Raw genomic sequence first — 20,553 nt, 5'->3', positions numbered from 1 at the left:
GCGGCAAAAATCACCGTGACGTCAGGCATTGGCCGCAGCGCCTCGCGCAGAGAGCCAGACAACGCCTGCCAATATCAACGCCCCGCCGCCCCACTGTGCGGGCGTGAGCGTTTCGCCCAGCAACATGGCCGCAAGTAGCACGGTGACGACCGGCTCCAGCGTCGAGAGCATCGAGGCACGCCCCGCGCCAAGGCGCTGCAAACCGGCGAAGAATGTCAGGATGGCCACGACCGTCGAACATAGGGCGATGGCGATCAGGGCGGCCCAACCACCTGCGCTGGCAGGCCAGTGTAACGATTCGCCCTGTGACGCCCTGATCGCCGACATCACGCCGAACGACGCCGTGGCCGCCACGCAGACGAGCGTCGCCGTCGCACGGGCGTCGACGCCTCGCGTTAGTCGGGCGCCCACGACGATATACCCGGAATAGATCAACGCAGCCGCCACGGCAAGCGCCATACCCAGCGGCTGACCTTGCCCGCCGCCGACCGTGAGCGCAGTCCCCAGCGAGCACAGCACGAGCGCCCCCAGCTTGACCGGCGTGAGGCGCTCGCGCAGGAAAATCGCGGCCAAAATCGTCACGAAAACGGGGTAGAGATAAAGCAGCAGCGCGACGAGCGACGCCTGAGCGTACTGCAGCGCACCGAAAAAGCACAGTGACTGACCGACATAGCCGATACCGCCCATGAGTGCGATATGCAACGACTGGCGACGCGACGGAAAACGCACGCGCTGCAAGCGACACCAGACGATTAGCAGCACGGCAGCGACAAAGAAGCGAAACAGCAACATCGCGAAGATGTCGGCCCCTGACGCCGTCGCCCCCCGCGCGAAGATCGCCATGGCCCCGAACGCCGACGCCGATATCGCGATCAGCGCTACGCCGCCCCAGGTCGGCGCCGCTGGGGCAGGATTCGCCGCCGGGATGGCGCCAGAGGCCTGAGGGACGTCAGGAAGACGGGGGCTTTGCGGCATAATGACGAATTGAGCGACAATACGGCGTGTTTTTATTGCGTTATCGGCGAATTCCGGTCGTGGATCGCGGTCACGAGTTCCGGTCACAAATTCCGGTCACCGCCGACCCGCCCGGCCTATCGCGGCACTGCGGCACTGCGGCACTGCGGCACGACATTTGCCGCCCCGCCATTGTAGTCATGGCCAAGCACGCCGCAAGACGCCTCAAAAAGAACCCCACGGAGTCCCCATGTTCAATCCGAGCCGCGACGAAGTCCGGCAATTCTTCTGCACCACCTGGCAAAAGCAACGCGACGGCAATATCCTGACGCCGCTCGAGACGATCGCTGCCGACTGGATCAACGAACACCCGGAGTATCACGACGCCCTCACCGACACCGACGAGGCCAGCGCCCGCGATTACTCGCCCGAAGCGGGACAGACCAACCCGTTCCTGCACCTGTCCATGCATCTCGCGATCAGCGAGCAGGTGTCGATCGATCAGCCGCCGGGCATTCGCGCCGCCTACGAAAAGCTGACGAACCGTCTTGATTCCCCTCACGAAGCGCAGCACCGCATCATGGAATGCCTCGGACAGACGCTCTGGGAAGCGCAGCGCAGCGGCCAGCCGCCCGACTCGGATGCCTACCTGCAACGTATCGAGCAGCAGGCATCGCGCTAAGCGCGCTGGCGGAGCAACGCCTGAGGTGATCGGTTCGCGTGAATTGCACGGCAACGCCCATTAGCACGCCGCATCCGGCGGCAACACGTAGCCAACGTGGCCGAGTACGTGCAAAGCGCACCTCGTCAGACGAAAATAAACGACGGTTGCCACACAGCAACCGTCGTTTTTTCATGCTGCCGCAAAAGACTTACTTCTTCGTGACCAGATCGCCGGGCAGCGATTCGATGTAAGCCGAGATGTCCTTGAGCTCCTGGGAGGTGAAGGGACGCGGCTTGCCGTCCTTGCCGATCGTCGCCGGATTGGACATGACCTGCGTCTTCATGATCGCGTTGCTGCGGCCATAGACGAGGCTCGTTTCGTTCTGGTACGCCCGCAGGGCGTTATAGATGTAATCCGCGTACTGACCGGCCAGCTTCGGATACTCCGGCGTGATCGGCGCGTTCAGATTTGCGCCATGGCAACTGACGCACATGCCCTTGTCGACCAGCGCCTTACCGTTCGCTACGTTACCTGCGGCCACCGCAGCGCCACTCATGCCGGCGAGCGCCGCACCCAGCGTCAGGGACACCGCAGCCGCGGCCTTTGCCATCGAATGCATCGAATGCTTCATCGTGTTCTCCTCAGCCACGCACGTTTTACTTCTGGGGATTGACCGGCGTCGACGCCGTCTGTGCCGCGTAATAGGCGGCAATGTCGACGATGTCCTGATCAGTCAACGTGGCTGCGATGCCATGCATCGTCTGGAACTTGCGGTCGCCCTTGGCGTATTCCTTCAGGGCGTTTTCGATGTACTTCGCGTTCTGCCCACCGATTTTGGGTACGTGATACACCTCGGGGAACGCTGTGCGATAGTCGGGAATGCCGTGGCAGCCGATGCACATGGCCACCTTGCCTTTTGCCGCTTCCATGTCAGGCTTGAGTTCGGCCGCATGAAGCGCGCTGAGCGACATGAGTGACGTGCTGCCAAGCGTCAGCGCCATCATCGTGAGGAACTTTTTCATGGTCTTCTTGGGAACGTTTTTGGTTGGAATACCGGCCCGCAACACGCAGATCGACATCCCGGCTCCAAGGCTGTCGACCTGTGAAAAAAGCAATCGATTGTAACCCACACCCTCCCGGGCGCAAACTCGGTGCTGACCCGCACAGTTCTCCGAAGTTTTCTCGCAAGCCTTTGATGTAAAGACACATTTCTTGTGCCCAAGCGAGCCTCATGCGCAATGTCTTATACTGAACTTTTTCCCTGCCCGGCCGCCTGGCCGGCGGTTTGCGGACGGCTCAGACAATGCGCTTCGAAGGTTCTTCCCAATACGTCGCCACCGACGACCTCAAGCTCGCCGTGAATGCGGCGGCCACGCTGCAACGACCATTGCTCATCAAAGGCGAGCCCGGCACCGGCAAGACCATGCTCGCGGAGGAAGTCGCGGCCGCCCTCGGCATGCCGCTGCTGCAATGGCACGTCAAGTCCACCACCAAGGCGCAGCAAGGTCTGTACGAATACGACGCCGTGTCGCGTCTGCGCGACTCGCAACTGGGCGACGAACGCGTCCGCGACATCGCCAACTACATTGTCAAGGGCGTACTCTGGCAAGCCTTCGAAGCCGATCAGCCCGTGGTATTGCTGATCGACGAGATCGACAAGGCCGACATCGAGTTTCCGAACGACCTGCTGCGCGAGCTCGATCGCATGGAGTTCTACGTCTATGAAACGCGCGAGCTGGTCAAGGCACGTCATCGCCCGCTTGTCATCATCACGTCGAACAACGAAAAGGAATTGCCGGACGCCTTCCTTCGCCGCTGTTTCTTCCACTACATCAAGTTTCCCGAACCGTCGACGATGCAGTCGATCATCGACGTCCATTTCCCCAATATTCGACGCGAACTGGTGAACGCCGCCATGGCGACGTTCTTCGAGGTGCGCGAGATCCCCGGCCTGAAGAAGAAGCCTTCGACCTCGGAGCTCATCGACTGGCTCAAGTTGCTGATGGCCGAGGAGATCGGGCCGGAAGCGCTGCGTAGCGCCGATAACAAGCTGGCGATTCCGCCGCTTGCGGGGGCTCTGCTCAAGAATGAACAGGACATGCACCTGTTCGAGCGCCTCGTCTTCATGAACCGCGCCAACCGGTAAGCGCGCCCACGTCATGCTGATCGACTTCTTCTACACCTTGCGCGCGGCGAAGCTGCCGGTTTCCGTCAAGGAATACCTGACGCTGCTCGAAGCGCTGCAACGTCAGGTCATCGCGCCCTCGCTCGACGAGTTTTACTATCTGGCGCGTCTTTCGCTCGTCAAGGACGAGAAGCATTACGACAAGTTCGATCAGGCCTTCGGCGCGTACTTCAAAGGCGTGCAGCAGATCGTGGATGCCTCCGGCGAGGTGCCGCTGGAGTGGCTCAAGAAGCGTATGCAACGCGAGTTGTCCCCGGAAGACAAGGCGCGTATTCAGGCACTGGGCGGGTTGGACAAGCTCATGGAGCGCCTGAAGCAGTTGTTCGACGAGCAGAAGGGGCGGCACGAAGGCGGCAACAAGTGGATCGGCACGGGCGGAACATCGCCGTTCGGCAATGGCGGCTACAACCCCGAGGGCATTCGTATCGGGGGGGAAAGCAACGGCAATCGCACGGCGGTCAAAGTCTGGGACCAGCGTACGTATCGCGACTACGACGATTCCGTAGAACTCGGCACCCGCAACATCAAGGTTGCGTTGCGACGCCTACGCAAATTTGCGCGCGAAGGTGCTGCCGAAGAACTCGATCTCGACGACACCATTCGTTCGACGGCCGCCAACGCCGGCTGGCTCGACCTGAAACTCGTGCCGGAGCGCCATAACAACGTCAAGGTGCTGATGCTGCTCGATGTCGGCGGTTCGATGGACGACCATATCGCGCGCACCGAAGAGCTTTTCTCCGCCGCAAAGTCGGAGTTCAAGCATCTTGAGTTTTACTATTTCCACAACTGCGTCTACGACTATCTCTGGCGGCAAAACCGTCGTCGCCACAACGAGCGTTTCGAGACGTGGGACGTGCTCCGTAAATACCTGGCCGACTACAAGCTGATTTTTGTGGGCGACGCCACGATGAGTCCGTACGAAGTGCTGCAACCGGGCGGCTCAGTCGAATACAACAACAAGGAAGCGGGCGCCGTGTGGCTGCGGCGCTTCATCGATCGCTTCCCGCATCATGCGTGGCTCAACCCGGAGCCCGAAGCGATTTGGCAATATCGCCAGTCGATCTCGGTGATCCGTCAGCTATTTGCGAATCGCATGTACCCGATTACGCTCTCGGGGCTGGAATCGGCCATGCGCGTACTCAGCAAGTAAACCGCCGCTTCCGCTTGTTTCCCCATGGCTTCACGCTGCCGCACATTGCGGCACATTGCGGCACATTGCGGAGTATCGGACGCCGGGTACGCACCCGGCCCATTGCGCCGCCAGTAGCGCAAGACATCACAACCAAAACGCCACAACATACGCAGAGACAGCACTTCATCATGACGTCCAGCACCACGCCCGCGCCGCCCCCGCCCCTGCCGCCATTGCGTCCGTTGGCGGACACGTCTGCATCGGCCATCGTCGCCGGCTTCGTGGCCATGATGACCGGCTATACCAGCTCGCTCATCCTCATGTTCCAGGCCGGACAGGCCGCCCATCTGAGCCCGGCGCAAATCTCGTCCTGGATCTGGGCGCTGTCGATTGGTATGGGCGTGACGACCATCGGCTTGTCGCTACGCTATCGCACGCCCGTAGTGGTCGCCTGGTCCACCCCGGGCGCCGCCCTCTTGATCACGTCGCTGCCGGGGGTTCCCTACGGCGAGGCCATCGGCGCGTTCATCGTCTGCAACGCGCTCATCGCTATTTGCGGACTCACGGGCGGTTTCGAAACGATCATGCGACGCGTGCCCCCTGCCCTGGCCTCCGCATTGCTCGCCGGGATTCTTTTCCGGATCGGGCTGGAGATATTCGTCGCCGCGCAGCACCAGACCGCACTCGTCCTCTCGATGTTCTTGACTTACCTCGTCGTCAAGCGTGTCGCCTCGCGCTACGCCATTTTGCTGGCGCTGATCGTGGGAACGGCCGTTGCCGGCGCGCTGGGGCTGCTCGATTTCAGCCACTTCAACGTCTCGCTGGCAAAGCCTGTGTGGACGACTCCGTCGTTCTCGCTGGCCGCAACGATCAGCATTGCGATCCCGCTGTTCGTGGTGGCGATGGCCTCGCAGAACGTACCGGGTCTGGCCGTGTTGCGCGCTGACGGCTACAACGTGCCGGCCTCGCCGCTGATTTCGACGACGGGTATCGCGTCGGTGCTGCTCGCGCCTTTTGGCTCGCACGGCATCCATCTGGCAGCCATCACCGCGGCGATCTGCACCGGGCGCGAAGCACACGAAGACCCCGCCAAGCGCTATACGGCAGCCGCGTGGTCCGGCATCTTCTATCTGGTTGCCGGCACCTTCGGCGCGACCATTGCCGCGCTGTTTGCGGCGTTCCCGAAAGCGCTCGTGGTCTCGATTGCTGCGCTCGCGCTGTTCGGGTCGATCATGAACGGGCTCGCCAATGCAATGCATGACGTCAAACAGCGCGAAGCAGCGCTGATTACGTTCATGGTGACGGCATCAGGCCTGACGCTACTGTCCATCGGCTCGGCTTTCTGGGGGCTCATTGCGGGCGTGCTGACGCTGGCGATCCTGCAATGGCGACGCGGTTAAGTTCGCCCCCCCGGGCGATGCCGTCCCACAGCAAGCCGCGCCGGCCGAAGTGATAACATTCGGCCCGCAATGTTTTTCCATTCCCATTCGACGTAATCGCAGGAGCAGCAACACCATGGCAGTGATCGACCCGACCCCGGTATTCAAGGACAATCTCGCATTGATGGCCGCTATCGGCAGCAACGGCAGCATCGAAGGCATCGCCCGCATCGACCTGCGCAACGGCAGCGGCGCCATCGTCGGCACCATCGAGAATGCGCCGGGCAAGCAAGGTTCGCTCGCCGTGTATCACTATCTCAAGCAGGCCTTCGGCACGCTCGACGCCAAGGCTGCAGAGCACGCACTGGCCGTGTTCGGCGAGCACACGGCGGACGCCCGCAACCGTCCGGGCGCCCACCCGAACGTCGATCGCCTTCTGGCGATCGTCGCCGGGGGCGAGCCGCTGACCATCGACGAAGTCGCGGCGTGATTCGGATCGGCTGGAGCCGTTCGCTCAATTAGTGTTTGGCCGATTTCGCGCCGATGACTTAACGGTCGCGCAAGAACGAAAAGCCAGCCTCAGCCAGCCTCTCGGCTGGCTTTTTGCATCTCCGCGAATGGCGGCTTACGCCATTGACGGCACTACGTGCGTAACGTCAGACCGTAAGCACTGGACCGCCGTCACCGTTGGTTTCGCGAAGCTGTTTGACCCATCGCTTCGCGGGCAGACCGGTGGCCGCTTCCACCACCTTGGCGCGGGCTTCCACGTCCTTCCACTCGACTGACAGAAGCGGGCCATTGAAGGCCAATACGATGACGTTGCCGTCATGCACTTCCGGGAACTCGATCACCCGATTGTCGAACGCCTGACGCAGGCGACGGATGTTCTTCGGATAGCTGTCGTGATCGCCGAACAGATTCATCGTCAGCATGCCCGGCTCGCGCAGCACGGCGCGGCACGCCTTGTAGAAGGCCGGCGTGTCATGCACGGGCCCACGCGCGGTAGCGTCATAGAGGTCGACTTGTAGCACGTCGACAGTACCGTGATTTGCGGTGTCGGTCACGAAATCCCAGGCGTCGGCTTCGAGCACCTTCAGGCGACGCGAATCGCTCGGCAGATCGAACATCGTGCGAGCGGCGACGACCACGGCCGGGTTGAGCTCAACAGCCGTCACTTGCGTGCGCGGGAATTGCTTGGCCGTGAACTTGGTGATCGAGCCCATGCCGAGCCCGAGTTGCACCACGTGCTTCGGCGCGCGCAGGAACAACAGCCACGCCATCATCTGCTGCGCGTATTCGAGCTCGATACGGTCAGGCTTGGACAGACGCATCGCCCCCTGCACCCACTCCGTGCCGAAATGCAGGTAACGCACGCCACCGATTTCGGAGAACGTCACCGGCGCAAAACGCGGCTTGTACGCGGGGCGCGGTGAACGGGCGGCACGGTCGTCGGCAACGAACGCTTCGGCTTCGATGGATTTGCGTTTGATGAGGGTCATGTGTCCTTCAGTAATGCTCGGGAAATTCCGATGGGTTCGCATTGTACCGGGTTCGGGATGTCGGACGCCGGCGCAAGTCTGGTGACCACGCATACGCGGTCTGCGCGCAAACGGCAGACCGAACAGATCGGGTGCGCGGGGGACAGGTATGTGACCGGGATACGACCGGCATGCGAGAGACGCCGGCGACTACGTCTGGTCCAGCCAGTCACGCAGCACGAGCCACGCATCGCGCTTTGTGGCCAATGGAATCGTGTACGCGGGACTGCTCGACGGCAGCAATACGACCGGCATCGTCACACCGCCCTGCGCCAGCGCGCGCTGACCGATGCGAGCCGCCGTGCCGCCGTTGAACGCCACAGCACGTAGTGCAGGCAACGTGGCGATCAACCCTGCGAGATCGCTGCCGGTGTGCAATCGTATGTTGCTGTCGAGACTGCCTTCGCGGCGCGCTTGCGCCACGACATCCCACAGCCCCACCCCATGGGCGCGCAACGCGTCGAGCCGCGCGTCGTACGCGAGCGCCGGCAACGGTTCGCCGATCACCTCCCCCACCAGATACCAGAAGCGATTCTGCGGATGCGCGTAGTACTGCTGGTGGGCAAGAGAAACCTCGCCCGGCAGGCTGCCGAGAATCAGCACACGCGTGCGCGCGTCCACCACCGGGGGAAAATTGCGTTTGAGGCCGGCGCCGGACAAGGTCGGTGCGGTCCGCGAGGACGATGAGCTCGACATGACAATCAGACGTTCACATTGTCGCGCAGGCTCGACGACAGCCGGCGCCAAAAGCGCGGAAGAAACGCTTCGGTGACAAGCAGCGGCGCACCGTGCCGCAGAAATACCGAGCGACGAGCCCACAGCCGGGCTCGCAGATGCCTGCCGACAACGGGGTCACGCGCATCATGGCGAGCACGCCCGTGCAGCAGGTGACGCGGCCCGAGGGGACGAGAGACCAACACGGATCGCGTGACGGCGGGATCGTGATACAACAGGTCCGCCAGCGGGCGAGTGCGCAATCGGCGCATCGCTTGCCAGATGGACCGACTATACGTGAGTGGCGTAACGCTGTGCGCGACGACCACGGGCTCGTCGTCAATCAGGAGGATGACGTCCCGCGCCCAGAGCGGGGTACGCAGCGGCACACCGATGGCGCGGCATTGATCGGCGTCGGCCGGTATCACCCGCTCAGCCACGACGCGAACGCTCACCTGGCCGAGTGCGGACAGATGGCGTGTCAATGCACCGCCCCGGGTCAGCCAGTCCTTGTGATGACGCGAAAGCGCCGGTGCCGGGACAGCCTGCCAGCGCCGCCCGCTTACATCGAATCGGAAAGTCATGGCTCGGCATTATAAAGGGCCTGCGCGCGCCTGCGCCGCCCCGTCGGATTCACGCCCATATCTCGCCGAACGCTCTGCGCGAAGGGCCGTAGGCAAGGGACGTCCATGAAAAACGCCCCCGCGACATTTCGTCACGGGGGCGTTTTCGGTCGGGCATACCGTAGCGAATGCGGCGTCGGGCCGTAGATCCCGCGCCGCTCTCGTTCGACGGTTATCTTGCCTCGCTTAACGTGCGGCGAGCAGCAACGCGTTGGTACGTTTGACGAACGCCGCCGGATCTTCGAGATTGCCGCCTTCCGCCAGCAACGCCTGGTCGAACAGCAACTGTGTCCAGTCCGACAGGTCCGCACTGTCCGCGCTCAGGCGTTTGATGAGGGCGTGCTCCGGATTGATTTCGAGAATCGGACGGAACTCCGGCATCTTCTGGCCGGCGGCCTTCATCAGACGCTGAAGCGTACCGCTCATGTCGTTCTCGTCGGAGACCAGACACGACGGAGAGTCGGTCAGACGGAACGTCACACGCACGTCCTTGGCCTTGTCTGCGAGCACTTCCTTCATCTTTTCCACCAGCGGCTTGAGCGCATCGCTGGTCTTCTCCTGGGCTTCCTTCTCACCCGCGTCTTCGAGCGCACCGAGATCCAGATCGCCACGTGCCACGCTCACCAACGCCTTGCCGTCGAATTCGTGCAGGTAGGACAGCATCCATTCGTCAACGCGATCGGTCAGGAGCAGCACTTCCACGCCCTTCTTGCGGAAGACTTCGAGATGCGGGCTGTGACTTGCCGCCACCCAGTTCTCGGCCGTGACGTAGTAGATCTTGTCCTGCCCTTCCTTCATGCGGCCGACGTAATCGGCGAGCGACACGCTTTGCTCGGCCGAATCGTTGTGCGTGCTCGCAAAGCGCAGCAGCTTGGCGATCCGCTCGCGGTTCGCGTGATCCTCACCGGTGCCTTCCTTGAGGACCTGACCAAACGCCCCCCAGAACTGGGTGTACTTGTCCTGCTGGTTTTCGGCCAGATCTTCGAGCAGGCCCAGTACGCGCTTCGCGCATCCCTCGCGAATCGCCTTCACATCGCGGCTTTCCTGCAGGATCTCGCGGGAAACGTTCAGCGGCAGATCGGCGGAATCGACCACCCCGCGCACGAAGCGCAGGTAGTTCGGGAGAAGCTGCTCGGCGTCGTCCATGATGAATACGCGCTTGACGTACAGCTTCAGGCCACCCTGCGAATTACGATCCCAGAGGTCGTACGGAGCGTGCCCCGGCACGTACAGCAGTTGCGTATATTCACTGCGCCCTTCCACGCGGTTATGCGTCCAGGCCAGTGGCGGCTGCATGTCATGCGCAATGTGCTGGTAGAACTGCGTGTACTGCTCGTCCGTGATCTCGCTTTTGCTGCGTGTCCACAGCGCGCTGGCCTGATTGACGGTTTCGTCCGTCTCGGCCGGCACCATGGCCTGCTTCTCTTCGTTCCACGATTCGCCGCGCATCACGATCGGCAGCGAAATGTGATCCGAATATTTGCGAATGATCGATTGCAGTCGCCACGACGAGAGCAACTCGTCTTCCCCTTCACGCAGATGCAGCGTGATGGCGGTGCCCCGCGATGTACGTTCGATCGTCTCGACGGAGAAATCGCCCTCGCCCGTCGACGACCAGCGCACACCTTCGGCTGCAGCAAGACCCGCGCGACGCGATTCGACCGTCATGCGATCGGCCACGATGAAACCGGAGTAGAAGCCCACGCCGAACTGACCGATCAGCGCAGCGTCCTTCTGCTGATCGCCCGACAGGCGCGAGAAGAACTCCTTGGTGCCGGACTTGGCGATCGTGCCGAGATGTGCGATGGCTTCATCGCGGCTCATGCCGATGCCGTTGTCTTCGATAGTGATGGTGCGCGCGTCCTTGTCGAACGACACGCGAATCTTGAGTTCCGGATCCTGCTCGTACAGCGCGGCGTTGTTGATCGCTTCGAAGCGCAGTTTGTCTGCGGCGTCCGAGGCATTGGAGATCAGTTCGCGCAGGAAGATTTCCTTGTTGCTGTACAGCGAATGAATCATCAGTTGCAGAAGCTGTTTGACTTCCGCCTGAAAGCTCATGGTTTCTTGCGCCATGGTCGGGACCCTCGTGAATCGGTGAGATGGAAGAAATGTCGACGCTGATCGCCGCCCGGCGCACTTGCGCGCGCGCCGCCGCGACGGCGATACAGGTCGGAACATAGGGACGGGCGCGCCGCATTTCAAGGCCGCCGGAAGGGTTATTTTGCTGGGGAATACCCCCTGATGGCCCGAAAAGCCGTCAGACCCGGCAAAAACTCAAAGTGGCTAAGGTCGCTGAAGCGGCTGAAGCGGCTGAAGCGGCTGAATCGGCCAAAGCAGCCGAAGCAGCCAAAGCGAGCAAAATGGCCTAGGCCGCCAGTTCCAATTGCCGCGACAGGAACGACAACATGGACGGGTCGCTGCAACAGGCGATGTTCATTCGCATCCAGGTACTTGGCGCCTGACGTGGCGAGAACAACGCGCCCGGCGCAAACAGGAAACCCGCCTCATGCCCGGCGGCGGCAATGGCGCTCGTGTCGATCCCCGTGTCGACCCACAGGAACATGCCGGACGTCGGCTCGCCGAACAACCGGAGCCCGAGCCGTTCCATGTGTCGGCGCGCGCTGTCCCGCACCTCGTCGAGCCGCGTGCGCAGGCGCTCGACGTGCCGACGGTAATGCCCCTCGGTCAGCGCCTTGTAGACGATCCGCTCGTTGATTTCCGGCGTGGTCGAACTCGATAGCATCTTGTGATCGACGAACGTCTTTGCCAACTCCGGCGAGCAGGCGACGAAGGCGACCCGCAGGTTGGCCGTGAGCGTCTTCGAAAAACTGCCCATGTAGATCACGCGCTTAAGTTGATCCAGACTCGCCAGACGCGCCACCTGTTGATGCGGCGGACACAGGTCGCAGTAAATGTCGTCTTCCAGCACCATGAAGTCGTACTGCTCGGCAAGCCGCAGAATCTGAAAGGCGCGCGCGGGTGTCAGCGAGGTGCCCGTCGGGTTGTGAAGAATCGAATTGAGAATCAGCAGCTTGGGACGGTGCTGCTGAACGAGCCGCTCCAACGCCTGCATGTCGAGCCCGTCGGGCGTGTACGGCACGCCGATGGTGTGCGCGCCTTGCGAGGCAATTCGACCGAACATCACGAACCATGACGGATCGCCCACCAGGACGGTATCCCCTGCACCTACGTACAAACGCAGCAGAAAGTCCACCGCCTGCGTAATGCCGGACGTCAGTACGATCTGCTCCGGACGCGCCCCGATCTCCAACTCCGCCAGTTGCGTCTGAAGCTGAACGCGCAAGGGCAGGAAGCCATGGGGATTGCCTGCCTGAAGCAGATACGCACTCGACTGCCGGCTCATGGAGCGCATGGCGGACGTCATCATCTCCGCGTCGAGCCAGCCCGGCGGCAGATATCCGAGCCCCGGCCCGCGCTCCGGTGCGACTTGATGAAGCATGCTGCGCACCAGCCATGCCACGTCGAGCGGCCCCTGCGGGACCATCGGCGCCGCAGCGTTTTGCGGCGGCATAACAGGGCGTTCGCGCACGTAAAAGCCGGACCCGCGGCGGGCTTCGAGATACCCCTGAGCCACCAGACGCTCATACGCTTCGACGACCGAAAAGCGCGAAACCCGCTTGTCTTCGGCAAGCGAACGAATGGAAGGCATGCGCATTCCCGGCAGGAAAACGCGCTCCTCGATACGCAGCCTTGCCCAATGCACGAGTTGATCGACGAGCGTCATGCGGGACGTGTCGAGCGCGGCATTGTCCGCAAGGATCAACGGAGAAATGCGGTTCGTCGTGGTCATCGTTCTCTACCTCTGTTGCGCGCCCACAGGCTGCGCCTGCCTGACGGAGCCAAGGAGCCAAGGAGCCAAGGAGCGCACCGATCGTGCCGATGCGCAGGCGTTCGAGCGCGTACCGATGGGTGTCGTGTCGAAGGTTGACAGGCACTCCCAGGTCGAAGTGTCAGCCCCGTATTGATCATGGATCGCCACTCTACGCCGGCCATTTTCCCTGTCAATCCTGAACTGTACCGAAAACTCTCTTGACATCTGTATCGGTACTGTACCGGAGTTAACCGATAAAGTGTCCTCTCAACTGGAGACCGCCATGCGTGAAATCCGACTCTTCGAACTGGACCCGGGACAAACCGTCTTCTGGCGGAGCCCGGCCGCCGAACGCCCTCAGTCGCTGCAAGTGTTGCAGGGGCTTCTTTGGCTGACCGTGGAAGGCGAGCATGCCGACCATTGGCTGAGCGCAGGCGAGAGCTTCGAGATTCGTGGCGGACAGCGCGTGTGGCTCGGCACTTGGCAAGACGGGGCTCGCATGCGCATGAGCCAGCCTGCCAAGCTGCTTTCCTCGTCGACGCGCCACCGTGCGCTGCGCATCGGCCTACCGCTGTCGTGGCGCAGCATCGCGGCGCGCATCGCAAGCCGCACGGCGACGCGATTCTCGCGCGGGTAAGCGCAAGCGTGCGCTACGTCGCAGCTCGCGCACAGGCGTATGCCGCCGGGCGCAGCCACCCAGACAGATGCGGGCGCCGCTAGCGAGGCAGAGTAAGCTATCGCTTTTGCCATCGGCTCCCTTCGTCACGACACAATATGAGTGCACCTCACGCCCTGAAACTGGACCACCTCGTTGTTGCCGCACAAACGCTGGAAGCGGGCGAAGCGCATGTCATCGAACAACTTGGCCTGACCGACGTTGTGCCGCAACGCGGCGGCAAACATGCCCGCATGGGCACTCACAACAGCCTGTTGGGGCTATGGGGCGACGCGTATCTCGAAATCATTGCGATCGATCCTGAGGCGCCTGCGCCGAATCGCCCGCGCTGGTTCGGCCTGGATGACGAAACCGTACAGGCACGGCTTGCCCGGGGTCCCTACCTTGCCCATTGGGTGGCCCGCGTAGCGCGTCCGCGTTCGCTGCCGCGCTGGCAAGCACAGTATCCGCAACGTCTGGCGCCCGTCATGGCGATGCAGCGTGGCGCACTGACCTGGCAGATCGGCGTGCCGGAGGACGGCAGCCTGCCATCGTGGCAAGGGGCGGGGCACGGCTTGCTGCCTACGCTGATCCAGTGGGACTCGGTACAGCATCCATCCGATTCGCTTCCGTCCGCCGATTGCGCCGTCACATCGTTGCGCGGCTTCCATCCGCAGGCTGCGACCATCGCAGAACAATTGCAATGGCTGGGCGCGGACGCCCTGATTAACGTCGAAGCGACGCTGGTCGAGCCGTCGCTCGCAGCCGAAATTGAAACCCCCAACGGTCCGCGCACATTGCGTTAGACCTTTGTTACGCCAAACGCCCGGCCACAGCGCATGGCGGGCGGCATCCACCAGAAACACGAGGCGACACCATGAATTCGCGTGAATCCCGGGGCATGCTGATCGGATTGATCGGCGTGCTCATCTTCAGTCTGACGTTGCCAATGACGCGCATCGTCGTCGCGGAGGTCAACCCGCTGCTCAACGGACTGGGGCGCGCGCTGGTGGCCGCCGTATTCGCCGGTGCACTGCTGTGGTGGCGCAAGGAACCCTGGCCCACGCGGGCACAGCTCAAAAGCCTTGCCGTCACATCGCTCGGCGTCATTGTCGCTTTTCCGGTCTTTTCGGCATGGGCCATGAAGACGATCCCGGCGTCGCACGGCGCAGTAGTCAACGGTTTGCAGCCCTTCTTCGTCGCGATCTACGCCTATTGGCTCGGCGGCGAGCGACCGTCGCGCAGCTTCTGGGTCTTCGCCCTGCTTGGCAGCGCCATCGTCATCGCTTTCGCGCTGCGCGCCGGCGGCGGCAGCCTGCATGCCGCAGATGGACTGATGCTGCTCGCCGTCGTCGTGGGGGCGCTCGGCTATGCGGAAGGGGGCAAACTCGCACGTGAGATGGGGGGATGGCAAGTCATCTGCTGGGCCCTTGTCGTATCGGCCCCCGTGCTGTTGCTGCCCGTCGGATGGCTCGCCTGGCAGCAACCGTGGCCGGTCAGCGGCAAGGCGTGGGGAGCGTTCGCGTATGTCACGCTCTTCTCGCAGTTCATCGGATTCTTCGCCTGGTATGCCGGGCTCGCCATGGGTGGGATCGCGCGCGTGGGCCAAGTACAATTGCTTCAGATTTTCTTTACGATTGCGCTGTCCGCCCTGTTTTTCGGCGAACAGGTCGATGCCGTCACCTGGCTGTTCGCCGCCGGTGTCGTATTGACCATCGCACTCGGCAAGAACTCGAAGATCGGCGCTTCGCGACTCACGGGCAAACCGATCTGACGACACGTGTCGGCGCATGCGATCCTTGCGCCGCCACCTGTCAGCCCCCTGGCGTTGCGCCTGCCTCAAGCGCTCGGCACCCGCAACGCCCGACATTCGCGGCTCACTCAGAAAGGCCGCCCATTCCAAGCGAGACCATCATGCACGATTGGCAATATTCCGAACGCGCCCGCAATCTGACCAGCTCGGCCATTCGCGAAATTCTCAAAGTGACGGAGCGCCCCGACGTCATCTCGTTCGCCGGCGGACTGCCCTCTCCCGCGACGTTCCCCGTCGAACAGATGCGGGCTGCCGCCGAGCGCGTACTTACCGAATCGCCGCAAGCCGCGCTCCAATACAGCGCCACCGAAGGGTACGCGCCGCTGCGCGAATGGGTGGCAAAACGCTATTCGCGTGACGGTTTGACGCTTGCGCCGGAAAACGTGCTGATCACGACGGGGTCGCAACAAGGCCTGGATCTCATCGGCAAAATCTTCATCGATGAGGGCAGCCGCGTGCTCGTCGAAGCCCCGAGTTATCTCGGCGCGCTGCAATCGTTCTCACTGTTCGCGCCCACGTATGTGCCGGTGCCGACCGACGATCACGGCCTGTTGCCCGAAGCGCTCACGCCGGAGGTGGTGAGAGGAGCCCGCTTCCTGTATGCGATGCCGAACTTTCAGAATCCGACGGGGCGCCGCTTGCCGATGGCGCGTCGCGAAGCATTGGCCGCCGTGGCCAGACGCGACGGTCTCGCCATCATCGAAGACGATCCGTACGGCGAACTCGACTACGAAGGAAAGCGCTTGCCGAGCCTGATGTCGTTGGCGCCCGAGCATGTGCTGTATATGGGCTCGTTTTCGAAGGTGCTCGCCCCCGGCCTGCGTCTGGGCTTCATCATCGGCCCCAAGGCAGTGATCGCAAAGCTGGTGCAAGCCAAGCAAGCGGCCGATCTGCATACGCCGAGCCTGACGCAGCGCATCGCCTACGAGGTGGTGAAGGATGGATTTCTCGACACGCACATTCCGTCGATCCGCACGCTGTACGCCGCGCAGGCACAGGCGATGCTCGCCTCGCTCAAGCAGCACATGCCCGCGGACGCGACGTGGACAACGCCCGCCGGCGGCATGTTCATCTGGTTGACATTGCCCGCAGGCATCGACACCATGCAGCTACTGGAAAAAGCGATCGCGCAAAATGTGGCATTCGTGCCAGGGGCGCCGTTCTACGTGGGCACACCGCAGACGAACACACTGCGGCTGTCGTTCGTGACGGTGCCGCCGGAAAAAATCGAAATCGGTGTCGCGCGCCTTGGCGCCCTCATCGCCGACGCCCTGCCCCGACGTGCGGCTTGATTCGCGCTGCTTGATTCGCGCTGCCTGATCCGCGCCGCCCCAATCTGCGCCGCCTGGTTCACGCGGTCTGTGGCTCACGCGACATGATCTGTGCCGCACGTTCGAGGGCATCTTCCCGACTGGCCTGAGGTGACTCGGGCCAGTTGCCTGAGGGGTCGAGGTTAGTCGACAACGAGCGACACCACGGCATACCGCCTCACGCGCATTGCCGTTCCAGCCGCCCCCCGACCGGTTCCATGACCGTATCGGTTCGATTTCAACGCCTCTGCAAGGAAGCCGTACGTGTCCGTCTACGACAAACTGAAGCAACTCGGTATCGAACTGCCGACATCCGCCGCCCCCGCCGCTGCCTACGTGATGGCCGCCCAGACCGGCAACACCGTGTTCCTCTCCGGTCACCTGCCGAAGAAGGATGGCAAAGTCTGGACCGGCAAGTTGGGACAGGATGTGAGCGTCGATGAGGGCAAGGCGGCCGCGCGCGCCGTCGCCATCGAACTGATCGCCACGCTGCATGCCCACACAGGCGACCTGAACAAGGTCAAGCGCATCGTCAAGCTGATGAGTCTTGTGAACTCGACGCAAGAATTCACCGATCAGCATCTGGTGACGAATGGCGCATCGGAACTGTTCGGCGAAGTCTTCGGGGACGCAGGCAAGCACGCACGCTCCGCGTTCGGTGTCGCTCAGATCCCGCTCGGCGCATGTGTCGAAATCGAACTGATCGCAGAACTCGCGTGATGTATCCGACGGACTCGACCGGAAGAATTCGCTTCGAGTTCGTTGCGTAGGGGGTGCACAGACGTCCCGAGATCGAATTGAGGATGTGAAGCGCGCCGCAGCGCGCGTTCGCCCGCTGCGTCGTTGAATACGACCTCGAGCGCGAGACCGAATGCAGCGCCAACAAGACAACAGCCACCCTCGGGTGGCTGTTGTCTTGTATGCCTGTCCAACGGCGCATCCGCCGCAAACCGCTCCGACGCTCAGGCCGGCTTGCTCGCACGGAAGGCGCGTCGCAAGGCAATGGCGACGGCCAGTGAAGCGATCACGGCGACCGACAACAACGCGACCACGCCATGCCAGCCATGCGACTTGAGCACCACCCCCGAAAAGCTGCCCAGCAGGCTCGAACCGAGGTAGTAGAAAAACAGATAAAGCGCTGACGCAATCGCACGGCCTTGCGTCGCGCGACGACCGACCCAACTGCTCGCCACGGTGTGGGCGCCGAAAAAGCCGAACGTGAAAATCGCCAGCCCCATCACGACGGCCGCCACCTGCGATGCCAGCATCGTGCCGAGTCCGACCATTGCCAGTGCGACAAGCACCCACAGCAATCGCGCACGTCCCACGCGATCGGACAGCGGTCCTGCGATAAACGAGCCGACCACGCCGATCAGGTACATCGCGAAGATCGCGCCAATTGCGGCATGGGGCAGATGGAACGGCGGCGCCGACAGGTAAAAGCCCAGGTAGTTGTAGACGCTCACGAAGCTGCCCATCATGAGACCGGCGAACAGATACAGGCCCAGCAATGCCGGGTCGCCGAGATGTCGGCGCGCGTGTCCCAGCGCTTCGCGCACGGTCACTCGACGCGGCGTAAATCGACGCGAATGCGGCAAGCTGCGCGCGAATTCAAGCCCCATCGCCAGACACACCAGCCCGATCAGCGCGACGGAAACGCGCCACGAGAACATGTCCGCGACGAAAGCCGCCATGACCCGGCCCGCCATCCCGCCCAGAATATTCCCGCCGATATACAGCCCCATCGACATGCCGAGCGAGCGCTGGTCGATTTCTTCGCTGAGGTAGGCCATGGCAATGGCAGGCAGTCCCGATAGCGCAAGGCCCTTGAGTGCGGCCAGCACAACGATCGTTTCGAAGCTGGTGGCGAACGCGCTGGCCAACGTCAGGACCGACGACGTGAGCAGCGCGATGGTCATCATTCGCTTGCGACTTACGCGGTCTGCGGCAACGCATGTCACGAGCAGCCCAAGGGCCATCATCATGGTTGCCGCAGACACCGACCAGCTTGCCTGCGCAGGCGTGATACCGAAGGTCGTCGTCAGCAACGGCAGCAGCGACTGCATGCAGTAAAGCTGCGCAAAGGTCGAAAAACCACCGAAAAAGAGGGCCCGGCTGATAACCGAATATTCACGGGTGCCGCGCGCCACACCAGCAGGAAGTGTCGGTGCAGCCGCGCTGCCGTCGCGCGCACCGGCGCAAGACAAGGGGAAGGAATTCGTTGATGCCATGACGCTGGCCCGCCTCGCGCGAGCCACGGTTAAGTGGGGTACGTCAAATGATAGGTTTGCCGTTACCTCGCGTCCAATATATATTTAAGCGATATTTTCATATATAAAACTGATCAATCAAAGGACGAAAGCATGGAACTGAGGCATCTTCGCTACTTCGTGACCGTCGCCGAGGAGCTTCACTTCAGCCGCGCGGCCCAAAAACTAAATATCGGACAGCCCCCACTGTCGATGCAGATCCGGGCGTTGGAGGACGAACTGGGCGTGTCGCTGTTCGAACGCTCACAGCGGCGCGTCTTTCTCACCCCGGCAGGACGCACGTTTCTGGTCCGTGCGCGCCAGATCCTCGCGGATGCCGAAGCGGCACGCCTTGAGGTCCAACAGATCGCCGGACTCGACGCAGGCGAGCTACGTATCGCGTTCACGACCTCCGCCCCGATGACGAATTTGATGAAACGCGTGCTCACCAGCTACCGTCAGCGATATCCGCGCGTCACGCTGACGCTGAGCGAATCCCCCTCGGAGCATCAGCGCGAAGCGCTCATGGCACGTACGTTGGACATTGGGCTGCTGCGTCAGGCGGAAGATGCACCGCCCTTCCCGGGACTCAGCTTCGAGACATTGATCGACGAAGCGCTTGTCGTCGTCCTGCATCAGGGGCATCCGTTGACACGGCGCGCCGCGCTGTCGATTGCCGACCTGTCGGACGAAGCGTTCATCATGCACCCGCACGGTGTGGGCGCAGCCATCGACGGACAGATTCGCAGCATGTGCGAGCGCGCCGGCTTCACGCCGCGCGTCGTTCAGGAGGCGCGCGAGTCGACGACGATTGTCGCGCTCGCGGCAAGTGGATTGGGTGTAGCCGTATTGCCGGCAGCCGTGCGGTGCATTCAGATCGAAGGCGCACACTTCATGGACGTCATCGAACCGGACGCCCACGCTCCGCTCTTGCTCGGCAAGCGCCGCGACGACAACAGCCCGCTCGTTCAGGCATTCGTCGCCATGTGTCATGAAGTGGCTGACCGGCTGCGCGACGAGCGCCAGTCAGCCGCTGATCCCCGTTAGCTACGCAGCGACGCCGCCAGTCCGATCACGACGATGCCCAACACGAGATTGAGAATCACGAGCCGACGGATCCCGTTCACGGCAGCGGCGCCGTCCGGCCACGACTGCGCCTGCACCGCACGCTGCAGACGCGGGAACAACGCAAAACGGATGTGACCGAATACGAGCATCATCAGCACACCGATTCCTGCCATCGCGTGAACCGGCCAACGCGCGTGCAAGCCGCCCATGCCCATCATCATGTGTCCGCCGGACAGCAAAATCAGCACGATTGCCACACCCACCCACGTAAAGAAGCGCGTGAACGCCGCTTCCCACAACGGCAGGCGTTGCTGTGGCGAAAGCTCGGACGACGCCGGGCGCAAACACACCAGCGCGAAGAACATTCCACCGATCCACACGGCAACACTGACCAGATGGAGGAACAGGCTGAAGGCATAAACACTCATGCGCGACTC

The 20,553-nt window shown here is 62.5% G+C and carries 21 protein-coding genes; 11 read left to right on the top strand and 10 right to left on the bottom strand.

The window, feature by feature from the left end; all coding sequences use genetic code 11:
* Positions 1-21 precede the first annotated feature (21 nt).
* The gene (locus UC34_RS08775; protein WP_237165324.1) at positions 22-843 is read right to left on the bottom strand and encodes a DMT family transporter; all 822 of its coding nucleotides are present in this window, start codon (positions 841-843) and stop codon (positions 22-24) included.
* Between the two features lie 361 nt (positions 844-1,204).
* Between UC34_RS08775 and UC34_RS08770 the strand changes: the two genes are divergently transcribed.
* Positions 1,205-1,636, top strand: coding sequence for a DUF1841 family protein (locus tag UC34_RS08770; protein ID WP_044455242.1), 432 nt, complete (start codon positions 1,205-1,207; stop codon positions 1,634-1,636).
* 190 nt (positions 1,637-1,826) lie between these two features.
* On the opposite strand, the gene UC34_RS08765 is transcribed toward UC34_RS08770, so the two are convergent.
* Together UC34_RS08765 and UC34_RS08760 are read right to left on the bottom strand one after the other, a co-directional pair.
* Positions 1,827-2,228: a c-type cytochrome gene (locus UC34_RS08765; RefSeq protein WP_044457926.1), complete on the bottom strand. Its 402-nt coding sequence runs from the start codon at positions 2,226-2,228 to the stop codon at positions 1,827-1,829.
* 46 nt (positions 2,229-2,274) lie between these two features.
* Positions 2,275-2,640 (bottom strand): c-type cytochrome, encoded by a 366-nt coding sequence (locus tag UC34_RS08760; protein WP_044457925.1) that lies wholly within the window; start codon positions 2,638-2,640, stop codon positions 2,275-2,277.
* Positions 2,641-2,921: 281 nt separating this feature from the next.
* On the opposite strand from UC34_RS08760, the gene UC34_RS08755 reads away from it, so the two are divergent.
* From UC34_RS08755 to UC34_RS08740, 4 genes are all read left to right on the top strand, one after another.
* On the top strand, positions 2,922-3,764 hold the full coding sequence (locus UC34_RS08755) for an AAA family ATPase (protein ID WP_044455241.1): 843 nt from the start codon (positions 2,922-2,924) through the stop codon (positions 3,762-3,764).
* 13 nt (positions 3,765-3,777) lie between these two features.
* Positions 3,778-4,953 (top strand): vWA domain-containing protein, encoded by a 1,176-nt coding sequence (locus UC34_RS08750; protein WP_044455240.1) that lies wholly within the window; start codon positions 3,778-3,780, stop codon positions 4,951-4,953.
* A 170-nt stretch (positions 4,954-5,123) separates the two neighbouring features.
* Positions 5,124-6,335: a benzoate/H(+) symporter BenE family transporter gene (locus UC34_RS08745; protein WP_044455239.1), complete on the top strand. Its 1,212-nt coding sequence runs from the start codon at positions 5,124-5,126 to the stop codon at positions 6,333-6,335.
* A gap of 121 nt (positions 6,336-6,456) precedes the next feature.
* Positions 6,457-6,804, top strand: coding sequence for a DUF2322 family protein (locus UC34_RS08740; protein ID WP_044457924.1), 348 nt, complete (start codon positions 6,457-6,459; stop codon positions 6,802-6,804).
* A gap of 166 nt (positions 6,805-6,970) precedes the next feature.
* Here the strand turns inward: UC34_RS08740 and UC34_RS08735 are convergent, their stop codons facing one another.
* The 5 genes from UC34_RS08735 to UC34_RS08715 all read right to left on the bottom strand — a co-directional run bounded on the left by UC34_RS08735 (position 6,971) and on the right by UC34_RS08715 (position 13,000).
* Positions 6,971-7,813, bottom strand: coding sequence for a spermine/spermidine synthase domain-containing protein (locus UC34_RS08735; RefSeq protein WP_044455238.1), 843 nt, complete (start codon positions 7,811-7,813; stop codon positions 6,971-6,973).
* A gap of 189 nt (positions 7,814-8,002) precedes the next feature.
* A complete protein-coding gene (locus UC34_RS08730) occupies positions 8,003-8,548 on the bottom strand; it encodes a DNA-deoxyinosine glycosylase (protein WP_044455237.1) in 546 nt (181 codons plus the stop codon).
* Between the two features lie 5 nt (positions 8,549-8,553).
* On the bottom strand, positions 8,554-9,150 hold the full coding sequence (locus UC34_RS08725; protein ID WP_044455236.1) for a chorismate--pyruvate lyase family protein: 597 nt from the start codon (positions 9,148-9,150) through the stop codon (positions 8,554-8,556).
* Between the two features lie 225 nt (positions 9,151-9,375).
* A complete protein-coding gene (htpG, locus tag UC34_RS08720) occupies positions 9,376-11,262 on the bottom strand; it encodes a molecular chaperone HtpG (protein WP_044455235.1) in 1,887 nt (628 codons plus the stop codon).
* A 292-nt stretch (positions 11,263-11,554) separates the two neighbouring features.
* Complete coding sequence (locus UC34_RS08715; protein ID WP_157123098.1) at positions 11,555-13,000, bottom strand: aminotransferase-like domain-containing protein; 1,446 nt, start codon at positions 12,998-13,000, stop codon at positions 11,555-11,557.
* Between the two features lie 304 nt (positions 13,001-13,304).
* On the opposite strand from UC34_RS08715, the gene UC34_RS08710 reads away from it, so the two are divergent.
* The 5 genes from UC34_RS08710 (at position 13,305) to UC34_RS08690 (ending at position 17,519) form a co-directional block, all read left to right on the top strand.
* Positions 13,305-13,658, top strand: a complete 354-nt coding sequence (locus tag UC34_RS08710) for a DUF2917 domain-containing protein (RefSeq protein WP_044455234.1) — start codon at positions 13,305-13,307, stop codon at positions 13,656-13,658.
* Between the two features lie 137 nt (positions 13,659-13,795).
* Complete coding sequence (locus tag UC34_RS08705; protein WP_044455233.1) at positions 13,796-14,482, top strand: VOC family protein; 687 nt, start codon at positions 13,796-13,798, stop codon at positions 14,480-14,482.
* A gap of 71 nt (positions 14,483-14,553) precedes the next feature.
* A complete protein-coding gene (locus UC34_RS08700) occupies positions 14,554-15,450 on the top strand; it encodes a DMT family transporter (protein ID WP_044455232.1) in 897 nt (298 codons plus the stop codon).
* A 140-nt stretch (positions 15,451-15,590) separates the two neighbouring features.
* Positions 15,591-16,781, top strand: a complete 1,191-nt coding sequence (locus tag UC34_RS08695) for an aminotransferase-like domain-containing protein (protein ID WP_044455231.1) — start codon at positions 15,591-15,593, stop codon at positions 16,779-16,781.
* 282 nt (positions 16,782-17,063) lie between these two features.
* Complete coding sequence (locus tag UC34_RS08690) at positions 17,064-17,519, top strand: RidA family protein (RefSeq protein WP_044455230.1); 456 nt, start codon at positions 17,064-17,066, stop codon at positions 17,517-17,519.
* A gap of 242 nt (positions 17,520-17,761) precedes the next feature.
* Here the strand turns inward: UC34_RS08690 and UC34_RS08685 are convergent, their stop codons facing one another.
* Complete coding sequence (locus tag UC34_RS08685; RefSeq protein WP_044455229.1) at positions 17,762-19,030, bottom strand: MFS transporter; 1,269 nt, start codon at positions 19,028-19,030, stop codon at positions 17,762-17,764.
* 132 nt (positions 19,031-19,162) lie between these two features.
* Between UC34_RS08685 and UC34_RS08680 the strand changes: the two genes are divergently transcribed.
* Complete coding sequence (locus tag UC34_RS08680) at positions 19,163-20,095, top strand: LysR substrate-binding domain-containing protein (RefSeq protein WP_044455228.1); 933 nt, start codon at positions 19,163-19,165, stop codon at positions 20,093-20,095.
* Here the strand turns inward: UC34_RS08680 and UC34_RS08675 are convergent.
* Complete coding sequence (locus tag UC34_RS08675; protein ID WP_044455227.1) at positions 20,092-20,544, bottom strand: CopD family protein; 453 nt, start codon at positions 20,542-20,544, stop codon at positions 20,092-20,094. The two genes, UC34_RS08680 and UC34_RS08675, sit on opposite strands and share 4 nt — an antisense overlap.
* Between the last annotated feature and the right edge of the window lie 9 nt (positions 20,545-20,553).

It is taken from the genome of Pandoraea vervacti (genome assembly GCF_000934605.2).
Lineage (GTDB): Bacteria > Pseudomonadota > Gammaproteobacteria > Burkholderiales > Burkholderiaceae > Pandoraea > Pandoraea vervacti.
Note: the sequence above shows the minus strand (reverse complement) of the source record. Positions and strands in the feature narration are given on the sequence as shown.